Origin of the sequence: Novosphingobium silvae, from assembly GCF_009856825.1 — a bacterium.
In the GTDB taxonomy this organism is placed as follows: Bacteria; Pseudomonadota; Alphaproteobacteria; order Sphingomonadales; family Sphingomonadaceae; genus Novosphingobium; species Novosphingobium silvae.
The window spans coordinates 36,325-51,853 of record NZ_WVTD01000005.1; the positions used below are offsets into that span (position 1 = coordinate 36,325).

At 63.4% G+C, this 15,529-nt stretch carries 25 protein-coding genes; 22 read left to right on the top strand and 3 right to left on the bottom strand.

From position 1 onward, the window contains the following. Positions 1–39: 39 nt before the first annotated feature. From GR702_RS08315 to GR702_RS08400, 18 genes are all read left to right on the top strand, one after another. Positions 40–234 (top strand): hypothetical protein, encoded by a 195-nt coding sequence (locus GR702_RS08315; protein ID WP_048575804.1) that lies wholly within the window; start codon positions 40–42, stop codon positions 232–234. A gap of 337 nt (positions 235–571) precedes the next feature. Continuing rightward, positions 572–1,849, top strand: a complete 1,278-nt coding sequence (locus GR702_RS08320) for a DUF3560 domain-containing protein (protein ID WP_237449639.1) — start codon at positions 572–574, stop codon at positions 1,847–1,849. After that, positions 1,846–2,364 carry a hypothetical protein gene (locus GR702_RS22045; protein WP_174521978.1) on the top strand — a complete coding sequence of 173 codons (519 nt, stop codon included), beginning with the start codon at positions 1,846–1,848 and terminating at the stop codon, positions 2,362–2,364. Before GR702_RS08320 ends, GR702_RS22045 begins: the two co-directional genes overlap by 4 nt. A gap of 2 nt (positions 2,365–2,366) precedes the next feature. Continuing rightward, positions 2,367–2,807, top strand: a complete 441-nt coding sequence (locus GR702_RS08330; RefSeq protein WP_048575802.1) for a hypothetical protein — start codon at positions 2,367–2,369, stop codon at positions 2,805–2,807. Positions 2,808–2,956: 149 nt separating this feature from the next. Continuing rightward, a complete protein-coding gene (locus tag GR702_RS08335) occupies positions 2,957–4,654 on the top strand; it encodes an ATP-binding protein (protein ID WP_048575801.1) in 1,698 nt (565 codons plus the stop codon). Between the two features lie 19 nt (positions 4,655–4,673). After that, positions 4,674–5,327, top strand: a complete 654-nt coding sequence (locus tag GR702_RS08340; protein ID WP_237449628.1) for a DUF1419 domain-containing protein — start codon at positions 4,674–4,676, stop codon at positions 5,325–5,327. Between the two features lie 123 nt (positions 5,328–5,450). Beyond that, on the top strand, positions 5,451–5,993 hold the full coding sequence (locus tag GR702_RS08345) for a hypothetical protein (protein ID WP_048575799.1): 543 nt from the start codon (positions 5,451–5,453) through the stop codon (positions 5,991–5,993). Further along, complete coding sequence (locus GR702_RS08350) at positions 5,990–6,355, top strand: DUF6283 family protein (protein WP_048575798.1); 366 nt, start codon at positions 5,990–5,992, stop codon at positions 6,353–6,355. The genes GR702_RS08345 and GR702_RS08350 overlap by 4 nt, the downstream gene beginning before the upstream one ends. Positions 6,356–6,449: 94 nt before the next feature. Next, entirely contained in the window at positions 6,450–6,998 is a 549-nt protein-coding gene (locus GR702_RS08355) for an ATP-binding protein (RefSeq protein ID WP_048575797.1), read from the top strand. A gap of 64 nt (positions 6,999–7,062) precedes the next feature. Further along, positions 7,063–7,488 carry a hypothetical protein gene (locus tag GR702_RS08360; protein ID WP_048575796.1) on the top strand — a complete coding sequence of 142 codons (426 nt, stop codon included), beginning with the start codon at positions 7,063–7,065 and terminating at the stop codon, positions 7,486–7,488. A 134-nt stretch (positions 7,489–7,622) separates the two neighbouring features. Continuing rightward, positions 7,623–7,811, top strand: coding sequence for a hypothetical protein (locus GR702_RS08365; RefSeq protein ID WP_048575795.1), 189 nt, complete (start codon positions 7,623–7,625; stop codon positions 7,809–7,811). 31 nt (positions 7,812–7,842) lie between these two features. Next, the gene (locus GR702_RS08370) at positions 7,843–8,037 is read left to right on the top strand and encodes a hypothetical protein (RefSeq protein ID WP_048575794.1); all 195 of its coding nucleotides are present in this window, start codon (positions 7,843–7,845) and stop codon (positions 8,035–8,037) included. A 138-nt stretch (positions 8,038–8,175) separates the two neighbouring features. Then, complete coding sequence (locus GR702_RS08375; protein WP_157080320.1) at positions 8,176–8,580, top strand: hypothetical protein; 405 nt, start codon at positions 8,176–8,178, stop codon at positions 8,578–8,580. 88 nt (positions 8,581–8,668) lie between these two features. After that, on the top strand, positions 8,669–9,121 hold the full coding sequence (locus tag GR702_RS08380) for a hypothetical protein (protein ID WP_048575792.1): 453 nt from the start codon (positions 8,669–8,671) through the stop codon (positions 9,119–9,121). 76 nt (positions 9,122–9,197) lie between these two features. Continuing rightward, positions 9,198–9,713, top strand: coding sequence for a hypothetical protein (locus GR702_RS08385; protein WP_048575791.1), 516 nt, complete (start codon positions 9,198–9,200; stop codon positions 9,711–9,713). Positions 9,714–9,797: 84 nt separating this feature from the next. After that, positions 9,798–10,088, top strand: coding sequence for a hypothetical protein (locus GR702_RS08390; protein ID WP_048575790.1), 291 nt, complete (start codon positions 9,798–9,800; stop codon positions 10,086–10,088). 96 nt (positions 10,089–10,184) lie between these two features. Continuing rightward, a complete protein-coding gene (locus GR702_RS08395) occupies positions 10,185–10,436 on the top strand; it encodes a type II toxin-antitoxin system prevent-host-death family antitoxin (protein ID WP_048575789.1) in 252 nt (83 codons plus the stop codon). Further along, entirely contained in the window at positions 10,426–10,848 is a 423-nt protein-coding gene (locus tag GR702_RS08400; protein WP_048575788.1) for a putative toxin-antitoxin system toxin component, PIN family, read from the top strand. Before GR702_RS08395 ends, GR702_RS08400 begins: the two co-directional genes overlap by 11 nt. A gap of 11 nt (positions 10,849–10,859) precedes the next feature. Here the strand turns inward: GR702_RS08400 and GR702_RS22050 are convergent, their stop codons facing one another. Both GR702_RS22050 and GR702_RS08405 read right to left on the bottom strand, forming a co-directional pair. Further along, a complete protein-coding gene (locus GR702_RS22050) occupies positions 10,860–11,009 on the bottom strand; it encodes a hypothetical protein (RefSeq protein ID WP_169800572.1) in 150 nt (49 codons plus the stop codon). Positions 11,010–11,301: 292 nt separating this feature from the next. Next, complete coding sequence (locus tag GR702_RS08405; RefSeq protein WP_231923294.1) at positions 11,302–11,784, bottom strand: hypothetical protein; 483 nt, start codon at positions 11,782–11,784, stop codon at positions 11,302–11,304. Between the two features lie 54 nt (positions 11,785–11,838). Here GR702_RS08405 and GR702_RS08410 point away from each other — a divergent pair, with 54 nt between their 5' ends. The 3 genes from GR702_RS08410 (at position 11,839) to GR702_RS08420 (ending at position 14,222) form a co-directional block, all read left to right on the top strand. Further along, entirely contained in the window at positions 11,839–12,036 is a 198-nt protein-coding gene (locus tag GR702_RS08410; RefSeq protein WP_048575786.1) for a DUF5818 domain-containing protein, read from the top strand. Positions 12,037–12,608: 572 nt separating this feature from the next. Continuing rightward, complete coding sequence (locus tag GR702_RS08415) at positions 12,609–13,085, top strand: DUF736 domain-containing protein (protein WP_048575785.1); 477 nt, start codon at positions 12,609–12,611, stop codon at positions 13,083–13,085. An 81-nt stretch (positions 13,086–13,166) separates the two neighbouring features. Further along, entirely contained in the window at positions 13,167–14,222 is a 1,056-nt protein-coding gene (locus GR702_RS08420) for an SLOG family protein (protein ID WP_048575784.1), read from the top strand. Between the two features lie 165 nt (positions 14,223–14,387). Here the strand turns inward: GR702_RS08420 and GR702_RS08425 are convergent, their stop codons facing one another. Further along, entirely contained in the window at positions 14,388–14,711 is a 324-nt protein-coding gene (locus GR702_RS08425) for a hypothetical protein (protein WP_048575783.1), read from the bottom strand. A gap of 466 nt (positions 14,712–15,177) precedes the next feature. Between GR702_RS08425 and GR702_RS08430 the strand changes: the two genes are divergently transcribed. Beyond that, positions 15,178–15,477 carry a ribbon-helix-helix domain-containing protein gene (locus GR702_RS08430; RefSeq protein WP_048575782.1) on the top strand — a complete coding sequence of 100 codons (300 nt, stop codon included), beginning with the start codon at positions 15,178–15,180 and terminating at the stop codon, positions 15,475–15,477. Positions 15,478–15,529: the final 52 nt, after the last annotated feature.

Here is a 15,529-nt window from a genome sequence, read left to right on the forward strand (position 1 = left end):
GTCCCCGACCGCCATCCCTCCATAATCAGGAGCATTTGCATGAACACGGACGATCTCGACACCGCAACACCCGAGCAGCTTGCGCCGGTCCTCTATGCCGCCCTCCAGCGTCTCGGTCAGCTCGGCCGGACCGGGGCTGTCGCGCTCGCGGCGCTGGTCGATGAAGACGATCCCGATTTCGAGGAAGCTGCGTCCTGGGTCGGCGACGTAGCCGCCGGAGACCTGCGCGAATAGTTCTCCACCACCGACATTTCTACCCACGCACGAAGCCCGGCCATCGCGCCGGGCTTCGTGATTCCGGGACATGCAAATGCACCGATCCGCCCCGGCACAGGATGCTGGCGGGCGTTTGAAAGGACCATCAATGATCAGCTTCACCGCGACATACAGCCCGGAGGACAACAAGATCCACCTCTACGCATCGTCCCGCCTCGATGCCGAGACCTATGCCCGTGTCAAGGAAGCGGGCTTCAAATGGGCTCCGAAACAGGAGCTTTTCGTGGCGCCGAAATGGACGCCGCAGCGCGAAGACCTCGCCATCGAACTGGCCGGTGAGATCGAGCCCGAGGAAATGACGCTGGCCGAGCGCGCCGCCATCAAGGCCGAGCGGCTCGAAGATCTTTCCCACAAGCGGCACGCCCAGGCCAATGCCTTTTCCCGGCGCGCCGATGAACTCTCGCAAGCCTTCTACATGGGCCAGCCCATCCTTGTCGGCCATCATAGCGAACGTCAGGCGCGCCGGACGCAGGAGCGCATGCATTCGGCATCGAGCGCCGCCGTGAACGCCGAAAAGGCCGCGACCTACTGGCTGGGTCGCGCGAGCGGCGTCGAGCATTTCGCCAACATGAAGAACAACCCGCGCACGCGGGCCAACCGGATCAAGACGCTGCTGGCCGAACTGCGCGACCTTCAGCGCGGCATCAACAGAGCCCATGCGGCACTGGCGATCTGGGAGGATATCACGAGCGACGAACAGATCCGCCACGCGCTCGGCAACATGGATTCCCGCACGATCTGGGCGAGCTGCGATCTCTATTACAAGGTCGACAATGGCGAGATCACGCCCGCCGATGCCCGGCAGCAGTGTGTCGAGGGCGCCAAGCTTGCCGCGGGCGGCCCCAACCGCCGCCGTTGGATCGAACATATCCTGCACCGGCTCGCGTTCGAGCGGTCGATGCTCGGCGACGTGCCGCGCTATGACGGCGAGCTGACCCCGGTCATCATCCAGGCCTTCGCCCGCGAGCATGGCGCCGAAAGTCCCAAATCCACAGCAATCGACGCCGGACGGTTCCGGCTCGAAAGCCCGGTCCCGCTCCCGGCGCATATCGCGTCGGAGAATTCCCTCGAGCTCAGCGAGGGCGACTGGCGCGACCTGATGCAAGCGTGCGGATACACCGTGCCGGAAAAGAAGGCCCGTCAAGCCTCGGCCAAACCGGACACCGTGCCTCTGATCAATCCATCGCGCGAACAGGCCGAGCAACTCCAGGCGATCTGGAATCTGCGCATGGTTGCGGCCTGCATCGGCAAGCGCAGCACCGCCAGGGCCAACGCGGTCTACGCGACGACACAGGCCACCTATTCGGCCAATGCGAAGGGCGACTATGACCCGTTCAAGACCGTCGAGATCGCCGCCGACGGGCACCGCGTGCGAATGGAATGGAAGGGCAATGAGCGTGTGCGGTCCGGCGAACCTGTCGCCCGCATCCGTATCTCGACGATCGGCGGTGAATTCTACAAGCCCGACGCGGTGGTCATCATCACCGACAAGCCCGCCAAACCGCTGCCGATCGACCTCGACACCCTGGAGGAGGGCGCCCGCCAGGCCGCGAACGAGGAGGCCGCAGCATGACGACCGGCAGCAACACTCCGCCCGATATCCCATCGCCCATCGACGTCCCGTGGCCCGGCGATTTCGAGAAGGTCGAGATCGCGCCCGCTGCGCAAAACCGGAGCGGCGTCACGCAGACGGACACGCTCGAATTCGCGCTCGAAACCGCCGCCTGCCTCTGGGAGGGGGTGCTGACATTGCGCGACCGTCCCGCCACCGATCCGGATGCCATCGCCCTGGCACTCGCTATCCGCGAAACCTGCAATGCCGTCGGCACCGCCGACCTGCGCTTGACCGTCGTGGGCTGGACCGGCGCCGTCGAGGCGGCCTGGAGCGCGGTCGCCGACGGCTACGACCTCTGTTTCGACTGGGACTTCGTGCCGGGCTGGATCATCGACCATATCGACTGGTCCGATCCCGCTCATCCGACGATCAGGCCGGAATCCCTGCGACAAGATCCCGAATCCGCTGCGAACGGCGGACCAGTCGCCACGCGGCCGACCAGCGTGCAGCCGCCTTCCGACGAGGAGAGCTGACGATGGGGCGCTCGGTATCCTATCCCAGCGAGGCGTATGTCGCCTTCTCGCAGTGGGACGCGGGCTGGATCGAAGACGACGACGAGCCCTATACCCGCCATTTCAGCCAAGTCGCGGCCCAGGACGATTGGGACTTCATCGTCGAGGATTTCCGCGAACAGGTGCTCGCGCTCTATCCTTCGGCATGGACCGCGACCGGCTGGATCGACCGCGAAGACCGTATTGTCGCCATGAACCGCTACGCCCGCTTCGGCATCTCGGAATATTGCGGCTGCATCGCATATTGGGTGGTCCTGCGCCACGACATCCATCCCGGTCAGGAAGGGTTGGCGCAACGCTGGGTCGACCAGATCGCGGTCGGTTTCAAGAAGCGGTTCGCGACCCTCGTCCGCTTGGACGTGTTCTCCAACGGCGAGGCTATTTTCGAGCGAACTGCCCCCTGACCGCGCGGCTCCCCGATCGCGCCCCTCCTAACATCCGACACCGGCATGATCCCGCCGAGCGGCCACCGCTCGGCGGCGCGGCCCGGCCGTGGAGCGAAGGGAGAGTGATGGGGTGCGGCGATGAGGTCGCGGCAACCCAGGAGGCTCACATGACATTTCCCACCACGATCCACGCCAGTGTCGGCGAGTCGATCATCCACAAGGCGACAAGACTTTTTGCCGGCTGCGTCGCCGACGCGCTCCACGAGCTCCTCCAGAACGCCCGCAGAGCAGGTGCCACTCGCGTCGACATCCGCCGGTTCGACCGGGATAGCGCCACGATCCTGCGCATCCGCGACGATGGCAGAGGCATAGCCGATCCGACCAAGCTTCTCGCGCTCGGCGACTCAGGCTGGGACAGCGACATTGCCCGCAGCGAGGATCCGGCGGGCATGGGTGTCTTCAGCCTTGCCGGTCGCCATGTCGTCATCCGGTCGCGCCCCGCCGACGCCGAGGACGGATGGCAAGTGACGATCCCGCCGCAGGAGTGGGAGAGCGGGGAGCCGCTCGAACTTGTCCCGGCAATAATCGCCAAGGGCACCGAAATCGAAATCGAATTGTCCAAGGCGTGGATCGACGAGCTTGGAGAAGCGGTGAAAAACGCGGCGCGCTTCTATCCGCTTCCGGTCTTTTATGGCGAGGAGCGGCAGGCCCATGAAGCCTTTTTGAAAGAGGCCGTGCGCGTCGAAAACTGGAACGGGTGCAGCATCGGCGTTTTTCTCGACAAGTACACGCCCCACCGCGAGCAGGCCCGAATCAACTTCCATGGCCTCACCGTCCCGTGCCGCCTGCCGCATGTCCATGACGCCGATGGCGGGCGCGGTTGGTATGCCAAGGTCGACATCGTGGACGCGAAAAATTTGCAGTTTGTGCTTCCGGCACGCAAGGAAATGGTCCAGAATACGGCGCTCGACGCCCTGCGCGAAGCCTGCCAAGCGGCGATTTTCCGCACCATCGCCCGTGAGGGCCATCATCGGCTTTCCTACACACAATGGCTCCGCGCGCGAGAACTCGGCATCTCGCTGCCCGAGGCGGCGCCCTTCCTGCACCTCTGGACACCCCGCATCGCCGAAACGAACGACATCTTTCCGGGTGAGCGGATCGCCGGGGAACCGATGGTCATCATGCCCACGCTATCCGCGAACATCGAGCAGTGCGTCGACCGCGCGCTGAAATCCGCAGATGGTCTCGGCGGCTCGCCCGTTCGCGCGATGCTCGAATTCGCCGGATATGGCTGGTACAATGCGCTCCCGCGCGTCCTGGGGCTGTCCTTTCAGGTCGAGACGGACAACGAGACGTTCCACTATGACGACGGGGCATCGGTTCCCGACGACGTCGATTCCGGCCGCGTCGGCGCGATCACGCTCGAGCTCGCAGTGCGGGCCACCGCCGATTCCGAGGAACCCGCCGACATCCTCGCATTCCCCGCCGATGTGCTGATCGTCCCCACCGACTGTTGCAGCGACCTCGACGACGTCGCCATCCTGCTCGGCACCGACTGCGCGATCACGCCCGGCGAACTCGCCTCGCTGCTCGAAGCCTCCTGCTTCTGGCCCAACGAGGATTGCGACGCCGACAGCCATTACACCCAACAGGCGGCATTCGAGATGCAGGCCCGCTTCGCCGCGAACATGCTGCTTCTCGGCGAGGATGCGGCGGTCCTCGAGCGCGTGCGCGAGGCGTTGCGCCAGCATGTCACCTGGCTGATCCCCAAGGACCGGGCGATCAGCATGCAGGCGGTCAACCATCTGGTCGAGGCCGCCTTCGCGGACAATGACGACGCGCCTTCGGTCGACGCCGCCGAGTAGCCAAGCTTTCCCCTCGCGCATGTCCGGCGCGTCGTTTCGCGCGGCGCGTCGGGCCGCGTCCACAAGGAGCCGTGCCATGACACAAAAGCCGCCCTTCACGAAAATCTTCGACGGCGTTGCGACGCGCAAGCAGATGTTCGAGTTGTTCAACCGGATTCCCGACTGCCCGTTCGAGGATCGAATCTCCGGGAAAACCTACGAAAATACGTGGTTCGAGGTGGACCGCGAGGGCTATGACACGATGCTTGAAGTGCTGCCGCCGCTCTTCATGCGAGCCGGGATGTTCGCTTTGTCCGAGCTCAAGGCCGGCTTCGTCGGCTCGGTTTTCTTCGAGATCGATAGCATCGACGGACGCAGGCGCTGGTTCACCGGATATTGCAACCTCGGCGATCGCAGCAGCCCCGACGCGATGCGGGCCGCGATCATCGCGTATGAGAAGGTCGCTATGGCCAACCTGTCGCGAGACGCCGCCCTGGATTTGATCTGGGAGCGCACGCACGATGATTTTCGCGGTCTCGCAGGTCAGTTCAATCCCGACGCCTGGCCCACCGAGCATCACGGCAAACGGTCCATCCTCGTCCATGAACCGGGCGTCGGCACTGTCCAGAAGCTTCTCGAAAATCTCACCGACGCCGAGATCGCCGACCGGCTGCCGCACGGGCCGACGATCTAGCTGCGTCCGCGAGACCTTCCGCTCCACGAGGAGCCGCCCGCGAACCCCGATGACGCGATCGGTGACCGAACGGGATTCGCCCGGTCGAGCCAAATCCCGTCATTTTCATCAAGGAGCCGAAACATGACCAACAATTTTGTGCGAACGGCTTTCGCCATTCCGGTGATGCCGCACGAAGCCCTGTTACTCGAAGAATGCTTTGCCGTGGCCGATGAGCTGTCCAGCGATTTCGCCGAACTTCCGATCGACGGCATGCAGACGGTGAAAGCTTACTACGCATCCCGCAGCGACGCTTTCAAGATCACCTTCCCGAAGAAACCGGAAGAAGACGATCCTTTCGCCGGCTTCTTCGACCTCTGGTCCGATCCCGGCTTTCTCGGCTTTGACGCCGACCTCAGTATCCGGGGCGATCCGGAGGGCAAAGCGCAGTTCGCATTCATCAGCGGCCATGATGTCGACGTTCCGTCAATCGCCTCGCTGATCCAGAAGGTCTGCAAATCCGCGTTGCCCTTCGGTTTTCAGTGGGCGGAAGGTAACGAGGAGGACGACGGGTGCCGCTCCTTTGCGGGCGGATATTATGTCATATCCGACACCGAGATCTTCGGCGGCCCGACCCGCTGGCTCATGAATGAAACGCTGCACACCCTGCGGGCAGGTGCGGCGTGAAGCCCCTGCTCAAACGGCCGTGCAACGAGTGCCCCTGGCGCCGCGACCATCCTGCCGGCTGGCTTGGCGGCTATCGGCCGGAAGACTTCACGCAGCAAATCCAGTTCGATGGGCCGCCGCTGCCATGCCATAAGACCATCCCGGGCGACGGCACCGATGCCCGCGCCATGTGCGCCGGCGCGCTCATATTCATGCGCAACTCGTGCAAAGGTGCGCACCATCCCGACTATGGCGATGCGCTCGACACGGTCGAGCCCGACACCGCGACGGTGTTCGCGTGGTCCCACGAGTTTATCGATCACCACTGCAACCCGGACAAATGGCTGGAGCGTGTTCGGGCCAGGATGACCGCCCAGCGTTAACGTCCTCGGTCAGTGAACGGCTCAATCGCCCTGATGGAAGGGAAGGTGGCGGGAGGGGTGCGGCGATGGGTTCGCTGCCAGTCAGGAGACTCCTATGTCATTTTCCACCTCGACACGCACGACAAGCGGCCGTTCCGGCTTCACACAGGCCGACGAGCCGCCCGGTCCGCTCGATACGATCTTACGCGAACTGTTCCGCATCGCCCAACGCGCCGGTGCCTGCCGGATCCATGTCGAAACGTTCGATTATGAAGGACGTCCGACCCTCTCCGTCCTCGACAATGGCTCGGGGATCGACAGTCCACGGGCCTTGCTCGCACTGGACGCCTTCGGTTGGCGCGCGGCCCGTCTGCGGTCGCAGCCTTCATCTGGCCTCGCGCTATCGAGCCTGGTTGGACGGCATACGATCGTCCGGTCCGGTCCCGATGAAACCGAACCCGCATGGAGCGTGACGATTCCAGCCGAGGCCTGGACTGGTGAAGCGCCGATCGCGGTCGAGCCGGATGGCGGCCTTTGCGGCACCAATATCATGGTCGAGATTCCCGAAGAATGGCGTCCGGGGCTCGAGGACGCCGTGGCAGCCGCCGCGCGGCACGTGCCCATGCACGTCTTTTTCCACGCCCGGTGGAAGAATCCCGACTGATCCCGAACGATCGGGCCGGTGCCTGCCGCGCCGGCTCCGGCCGTGCCTTTTAAGGAAACATCCGATGCACGACGATCAATTCGACGCGCTGGTCGACGACGCGACCCATGCCGTCAACAACCTAATTCCCGACCGGCTGCTCGACGGCCTGGGCGATAGCGGAAGGTCGAACCTGCTTTTCCAGATCAACGACGTGCTGACGCCGATCCTGCGCGAGGTGGTCGACACCGCCGGGGACGACAGCGACAATCCGACCCGCGCAAGCACGATCGCCGGGCTTTTGTCAGAGCTTCTGGAGACGCATGCCGCCAAATGTGACGATGGCGGAGCTCGTGAGGAAGACCGTCCGCCGCATGTGATTTCGGAAGTCCACGGCACCAGCGCCAATATCGACAGCATCGCGAGCTGCGACATCGAGACCGGGACGCAAATCTACCTCGTCCTGGACGATGGCGCGGCGTTCCGCATTGCCGTGGAAGCGGTCGCCTGATGATCGAAATGCACATGGCGCTGCTCGCACTTCTCCGATCGCGACGGCCCATCACCTGAGACCCTGATCCAGCGTCGACCTTGCCCGCCTGGCGGGACGCAAAGCTTCCTCAACGCACACACAAGGAGGATATCATGGCCCAACTGTCGCCGCTCAGATCCCGCCTTTGCGATTTCGACCGAGCCTATGCGCTGGCGATCCGCATACGCGAGACCACCGGACGCCATCAGTTCGTCCTGCGCACGGGCGATCCGATCCAGCCATTCCGCATAACGGAGACGCGTCCGGCAATGGACGAAGGTCTGGTCCTGCACGTCGCCTGATCCCGATTCCCATCGTCACGGAGCTACGCCAATGGACGCTGCCGCCCAATATCCCATCAAGCCGGGCATGTGGATCAGGACCGAGGAGGGCGAGAAGCTCTTCTTCCTGCGATACTCGTTGACCGGCCATTGGGGCTTCTTCTCGGAAGACCGCCACCACGCCACACGGGAACACAAGCTCCCGCTCGCGGGCCTGCAACCCTGGCACCAGGAGCGCCGCCGATGAAAACCCACGTCATGACCAGCGGCCTTCGGATCACGCTGTCAAAAACCGAACTCCAGGCGTTGCTGACCCTCGCGCGCTATGGCGCCGAACAGATCGCGGTCGCGCGACTATTACATCGTGCCCAAGCGGCAGGAAGCCGTGGCGCCCGACATCATCAAGGGCCTCGAAGACGGCCTGGCATCGCTTCGGTGGAAGCAGGCGGAGGCCAGGGAGAGACGCGACGCACCCAGGCGCGAGGCCGAACGCCGCGCCGCACGCGAGCATCACGCCGTGGTCGACGGCTTTACGGTCTTCGGCACGCTCGGAGACTGGACCGACCTCTCGGACCACCCCGACGAGCGCCGGTGGGCGGATATGTTCATGCCAGGGACCGAGCCAAGGGAACAGGCCGAACTGCGTCGTAACGTCTGGCGGATATACGTCAGCAAAGGCAGTGCGGCGTCGGACGACTTCACGGTCTTTCCGGGCGACTGCACCGAAACCGCCGACCGCGGAGAAATCGAGCATCTCGCTCGGCGGATCATCGCCAAATATCAGAAATGACGATCTCGCGTCAGCGGGATGCACGCAATCCGGGAAGTGGGTCGCATCGGGGCGAGGCGCTGCCTCTGCTCTTCACAGGAGTTGCGCCATGCAGGAAATCACATTTCATCTCGGCTCCGCCGGACATCCGGTAAGCTGGACCCTCCATGCCGTCTACGGTCGTGCCTGCGGGATCGCGTTCGCCTCCGCCCGCGCATGGTACGCCCGGCAGGTATCGGCCCCCAAATTGGCGACGACGCCGCCAGGCGGCCAATATGTCGTGCAGATCAGGAATAATCAGGTCGTGAACGCCGAGCTGTTCTTCGACGCCGAGTATTTCCGGCATCATCAGGAGCCGGACGACCTATCCTGGCTATGCCAGTTTCACACGTTTCCGCTCGAGATGCCCGAGCGCCTCAAGGACATCGTCACCGCGGACCTGCGCAGCCGGCTGATCGCCGCCGGGTTTCTGATCCCCCGCGCCGAATGGATTGCGCGATACCCCGATCAGGCGGAGTTTTTGCGGCAATTCCGCGAACTGCGGCATCGGGACGGTGCATAGTCCGCGGGCCTCGTCTTAGCCGCGCGAAGAGAAGGAGGAGGGATGGTGGTGAGGTCCATTTGGGAGTCCACCAGCCATGCACGTTGCCAACCACGCTTCGGGTAGTCTGTCTCGAACGCCGCCGGTCTTCATTTCGGGATCCCTGTCGATCCGGCACCTCCCGACCGTCGTGAAGGAGCGGCTCTGCGCCATCGTCGACCAGGCGCTGCCCGTCGTTATCGGGGATGCACGCGGTGCGGACGCGGCTGTCCAGCGGTTCCTTGCCGATTGCGGCGTGCGTCATGTCACGGTCTTTTGCAGCGACACGAGCCCCCGGCACAATCTCGGGCACTGGCCTGTCCAACACGTGAGAGCCAACGCACCTTCCGGCACGCGCGCCTTCCACAACGCGAAAGACCGCGAAATGTCTGGCCTGGCAGGGGCCGGCTTCGTCATCTGGGATGGGTCCAGCCAAGGCAGCCGGGCCAACATCCGTCACTTGTGCGAGCGTGGACGCTATATCGTCGTCTTTCTCCGAGCCGAAAACCGCTTTGCCGTCCTGTCCAGCAACGCGAAACGGATGGCCTTTCTAACTTCCGGCCGCCTCGACTGACATCACGGTGACCACGCCGGGGCTTTCGCGAAAACTCCTGGCCCACACGGGCACGCAGGGCCATCAATCGAAGGACATTCGCTTATGAATCCCGCCCTTGCCAATGAGCTTGCCGCTCGCGTCGACGAGGGTTGGCACCCTGTCACTCTCGACGACATCGAGCGGCGGCTGCGCGATATCGGTTACGCCCTTGATCGTCGCCTGGACTGCCGTTCGACCGCTCGAATCATGACCGGCTCTCGCGCCGGAAAAACCTATCCTTGCCTCTCGACCGGCATCAAGGAGACCGACACTGGCCGTTGCGCCTGCCACACCGAGGCTCGGCGCGATGCCAATTTCCGAACTCTGCAACAGCTTCGCTTCATGGACCTCTGATCCTTTGCGGACCGTTGTCCACCGCTTGAAAGGCGGGCGTTTCATCTCTAGATATTGAATCGATCGTTTCGATCGATACGATCGAATGGAGGTATTATGCAGACGATTACGGCCAATGAAGCCAAAACCCGCTTCGGCGAACTGATCGACCGGGTTCAGCGCGAGCCCGTGCGGGTTACGCGCCGCAACCGGGTGGTCGGCGTCATGGTTTCCCCGGAGGATTACGCGGCGATGCGGGAGTTCTACGCGGACAGGCTTGCCCGCACGCTACGCGAAACCGCGAGCGAGGCTGCGCGCAAGGGCCTGACCGACAGCGAACTGGAGCGTCTGCTTTCCGATGAAGGGTGACGCTTTCGTTCTCGATACGAATGTCCTCATCAGCGCCGCGCTTTCGGCGGAATCGCCCCCTGCCAGAGTGACCCACTGGGTGATCGCTAATGCCCGGCTGATCTTCGCCGAACCCACTTTCGAGGAATTCCGATCCCGGCTCTGGCGTCCGAAGTTCGACAGATATTTGACGATCGAGCGTCGGAACCAGATCCTGCACGATTTCAGCGCTATCGCGGACTGGGTGGAACTGAACAGCGATCCTCTCCCGGTCAGCAGCCGGGATCCCGACGATGATATGTTTATCCGCGCCGCCATTGCCGGATCGGCCCGCTGGCTGGTGAGTGGGGACCGGGATTTACTTGAGGTTCAAGGTTTGCCTGCCCCCACGATCGTGTCGCCCGCGGACATGCTGAAACGCATTTCCGCATAGGCGGCACAGCCTCAGGCCCCTTCGAGCAGCCGCTCGCGGGCCAAATCCAGCGCATGCGACAGCCGCATCGCCACCACCTGGTCCTTGGGATCGACGAGGCATTCAAGAGCCGCCTCCATGTGCTTGATAGCGTTTTCCAACCCAGGTGCTTCATCCGTCATCTTTGGTTCTCCGCTAGTCCGCGCTCAGTCGGCGGGCACCCTCCTTGTGGAGGATGCCGGCCCCTGAGCCGGACGGTTGAAAACGCGAAAGATAGACGCGTGCCTGAATTTTTAGCCGGAGCCTGGACATAGTACAGGCCATCCGGCCGCAAAGGCATGCAGCCGACTCTATCTCTCGGAGTTTCAACGCTCCGGCCCACCACCGGCAGACGCACATCCCCTAGCCCGATCAAGCGTTAGTTGCCAGTCGGTTCGTGTGAAATTACCGGATGTCAAGGTCAGGTGTGCGGGATCAGCGCGTCGACTGGCGGGCCGCTTCGACCGGGCGATACATGTCTGCCCGATCGCGCATCAGGGCAGCGAGCCAGACCAGATCGCTTGCGGCATCAGCCAGCGGCAGGGGCGCAACCTTGTCGAACAGACGGCGCTGATAGGAAGACCCGTGATCGTGAATCTCAACCAGACGGTTGCGCGCCGGGCTGTTCGGATCGGTGATTTCCGCATTGGCTTCGCGAGCCGCATCGAGAAAGGCTTCTGCCAGTTCCTGCGCCTCATAGTAGCCGGAATCCAGGCCTTCCCCCAGAGCGAGGGCGGCGAGTTCGCTACGCACGCCGGTAAGATCGGAGTCGTTCACCGCATCGATCAGTGGCATGTTAAAATCGAAGGTGGTGAGATAATCCGCGATCATGGAGAAACGTCCTTTCAACCATTTACTAGAACATAAAAAGAACGCAATCAAGCTCTCAAACCTCCTATGCTGAAGGACTTTCGTCATGCTTTCTTCCTCCGCAGGGGCCGCCCACAGCGGCCATCCTCCCGCGCAGTGACCATGGCGGCTGCACCCCTGCGTCTCCATGGCCGTCTTCGCCGCAACGCGCGTGGCTTCCTCCTCGAGATGGACGATGGCCACGTCTGGCGGCTCAGGGGCGCGCAGGATTTCCCGCCGCTCCTGGATACTGCCGTCATCGTCGAGGCACGCAAGGCCAGCAGCATCCTCCTCGACGTTCTCTGGATGGGGCCGGCCTAGCACCTTGGCGGCGCGCCCGGCGCTGGTCTTCGAGCGTCGCGCCGGCGGCACCGTCGCTGCGGACCTCGGCGAGGACGCCTCGGCCCGCCATCACCCTCGTAGCAGGTCTGTCATCGCATCCTGCGCCGCTTCGCACGGTCTCGGCGTGCCAGGGCTGGTCCGGGCAAGCAAGGGCTGCCTCCGCCCAAGCTCCGGTAGAAGAAAATGGGCCTGCCGACGGAATTGCCTGTCCCAAAGGTGTCGGCAGGCCCATTTTCTTCAACCTCCACTAGGGCGCAGCGCGACGTCCCTTGCTTGCCCGGACCAGCCCTGACCCTTGAGCCCCGGCGAAGGCGGCTCCGGATGCGATGACAGACAGGCACCCGCTTCTCCTCAGGTGATCAGGAAGGAATGGCTTCGCCATGCTTTTCCTTGTTCGGGCCGCTACCGCGGCCTTTTTCTTGGCTCAGGCTCACCAGACACGATGAAATACTGTCAAGAAAACAATGACATATAACAAATAAAGGGGAGGTGGTATAAGTATAGGTGCAGACGGGGAATGATCCCCGGAGGCACATATAGGAGTAAAGGCAATGAATATCGGTGAGTTCAAGTTGAACAAGGGGCGCATTTTGGGCTGGATTGCTACCCGCACCATCGACCTGCCCAAGCTGGCCTTGCGCCCGGTCGAAAGCGAAAACGAACTGGCCCCCGCTTTTGAGATCATCGCCCCCAATGTCGGCGGCCGCGTCGTGCAGGTCGGCGCGCTCTGGGCAGCCGTCGCAAAGCGGACGGGCGAGGTATTCTATCAAGGCCATGTGGACGATCCGTCTATGCCCGAACCCCTCCCCATCGCGCTTTTCGGCTCGATTGAAGAAGGCTTCCGCGCAGCATGGCGCAGGCAGGAACGCGACGATTTCGGGCCTACCCTCCGCACGTCGCGCAACGATGCACCTTCCGGTCGCGGCGGCGGTGACGACTACGGCTTCGGGGACAGCACCGCCAATGAAAACGGCGAACTGTCCAGCCAAGGCGCCGCCGCCGATCTGGACGATGAAGTCCAGTTCTAGCCGCTAGGCCGAGACGGGCCGGGGGAGCGCAGCAACGCTTCCCCGGACCCTGACCGATCAACCTGCCATCAGGAGTGACCCATGACCAAGAAGTCAGCTAAGAGAAGCGTTAGCACACTTGCCGACTTGTCGGAACTTATCGCGGAGGAAACCGCAACGCCGGAGTTTGAAGCGTCGTTTGGCGACCCGCTTCCCCTTTCGATCATTGAACCGGGCGAAGAACCGGGCGAACATGACATGCCCGAGCCGTTTGCCGCGCAGAAGGTTTGCGGCGAACTTATCACGTCGCTTTACTGCCTATTCACCGACACACGCCTTGACCCGCTGGCCCCGCAAGTCGCTTGGGGCATCGTCAACAGCTTCCAATTCGTCGCGGGAACGCTGAAACGCCAAGAGGATGACCTGGCCAGCAAAATCCTAGACATGACACGGCGCATGGAGCCGAGCGAGGTATTCAACAAAGACCTTGAGGATACGCAGCTTCAATGCCAGTCGCTTGCCGAGCAGCGCGCCAATATCGAAACAATGCGCGACTACGCCGCCGCCATGTATAAGGCTTGCTGGCGTCGCGCATGGGCACCGGCCAAGGGTAGCAAGGCGTCATCCGTAACGACCGCAAGCTATATCAGCGCGGTTGATTTCCTGCGGGAACGCGCCCTCGCCAAGCGGGAACAGCACCATCCGCAAGGCCCGGTTGTCGTCTTTTCCGGCCCCGCCATATGGGAGGAATGGGAACCCCTCTGGACGAAGCTGACCGAAATCAAGGCGCGCGTTCCGCACATGACGCTTGTGACGACCGGGCAGCGCAAGGGGGCCGATGCCATCGCGGCAGCATGGGCCGCGCGCGAAGGTGTGCCGATTGTCGCTTTCGGCCTTTATGGCGGCGGCAAGAAACCCGCCTTCACCCGCAACAAGAAAATAGCCGAACTTCGTCCGGTCGAAGCCGTGCTTTGCGAGGGATCGGGCATACAGGCCAATCTTTACCAGACCATGCGGAAGCAGGGCGTTCCCATTCACGCTTTCCACTGGCCGAAGGATAAGCCCAAGCCCCAACGACCGCACACTATCGACACCTACCGGGCGGAGGATATATTCCAGCCCTCGGACACGTTCAGGCGAGCGCGCCGCTACGGCTGACACGAGACGGCGCGGCGCTGCCTCAAGCGCCGCGCCCCACATTGCGACACCCCCGCCAAGGCTGGCGCGCTTTCCAGCGCGCTGGCCTTTTTTCGTGCCACCGGACGCCGCCGCGCCTGACGGCGCGGCGGCGGGAGGAACCCAAAAAGGGAAGGGCCGACAGTCTCACGTCCCCGCGCCGGGAACGGCAGCCGCGCCGTTGTCTCCCTTCGCGGGCGCTTGGGCCGTTGGCGCTTTCCCCGAACGGGAGGCATCGGGCGCAACCGATGCCCCCTTGAGCGCGGCCAGCGCGGCAGCACCGCCCAGCCGCAACACATGGCCCAGCACGTCGCGGAACTCGCGTTCCGACACTTGCTCGACCGGCAGCGCCGTGACGATTCCCGCATAGCGATCGCGCAGCCTCTGGCGCGTTGCGGCAATCTCGCTCGCAATACGTTTCTCGCGCGCTTCCAGATCGGCGAGCTTATCGCGTTCAGACATTTTCGGCATGACCAGTTTCCTTGTTCAGGCTGGCCCACTCGTCACGCCCGCCTTGTCGCACAGGCGCACACGCGCCACAAGCGACCCCCGCCGCATAGCGCGGCAAATTCCCCCACATCGACCGAAACCGCAAGGGTGCGCCCGGCAGCGGTAGAGATGACGCAGCGACGCTGTCGCTGCGGGCAAGCGACGCACGCGCTGCGCGGTTTGTAATGCACCGTACGCACGGGTGCTGTGGCCGAAAACGGCCCTGTAATCAGTGCCTTGCGCTGGCAGACGCGTCAGCCAAAAAACCACAAAAGTGGCTGACACGTCTGCCGCCCCAGAAAGCGGCGTCCCAAACCCCCAGCATTTCCGCCGTTTTCTGCTGGCAGACGCGTCTGCCACGTCGATTTTATTGTGATTGCCGTCCATCCGCGCTATATTGCGGCTGCGTCGTGATCTCCTTGCCGAAGCTCCTGATGGAGCGCCCACGTTGGCAAGGATCACAATCCGGATAGACGATGCGCTTTGCGAGCGGCTGCAGCGCCGTGCTCGTAAAGTCGGCATCAGCGTTGCCGAACTCCTCCGCCCTGCGATCGACCAGGCCGCCGACCCTCGCGGCGGCTACGTCTATACGACGCAGGACGAAATCCTCTCCTGCGTCATACAGACACTCTCGATCGTCGCGGCATCGGTACGCCGTCGGTCGCCCGAAGCGCTCGAGCAGGGCATGGCCGACGCCAAAGCGTTGCTCGAAGCGAAGGGCCTGCTCGGGCCGGAGGACCAGCCATGAGCGGGCGTGGGGATACCCCCGTCACGGGCGCGCTTGTCGGCTCCCTGTCCCC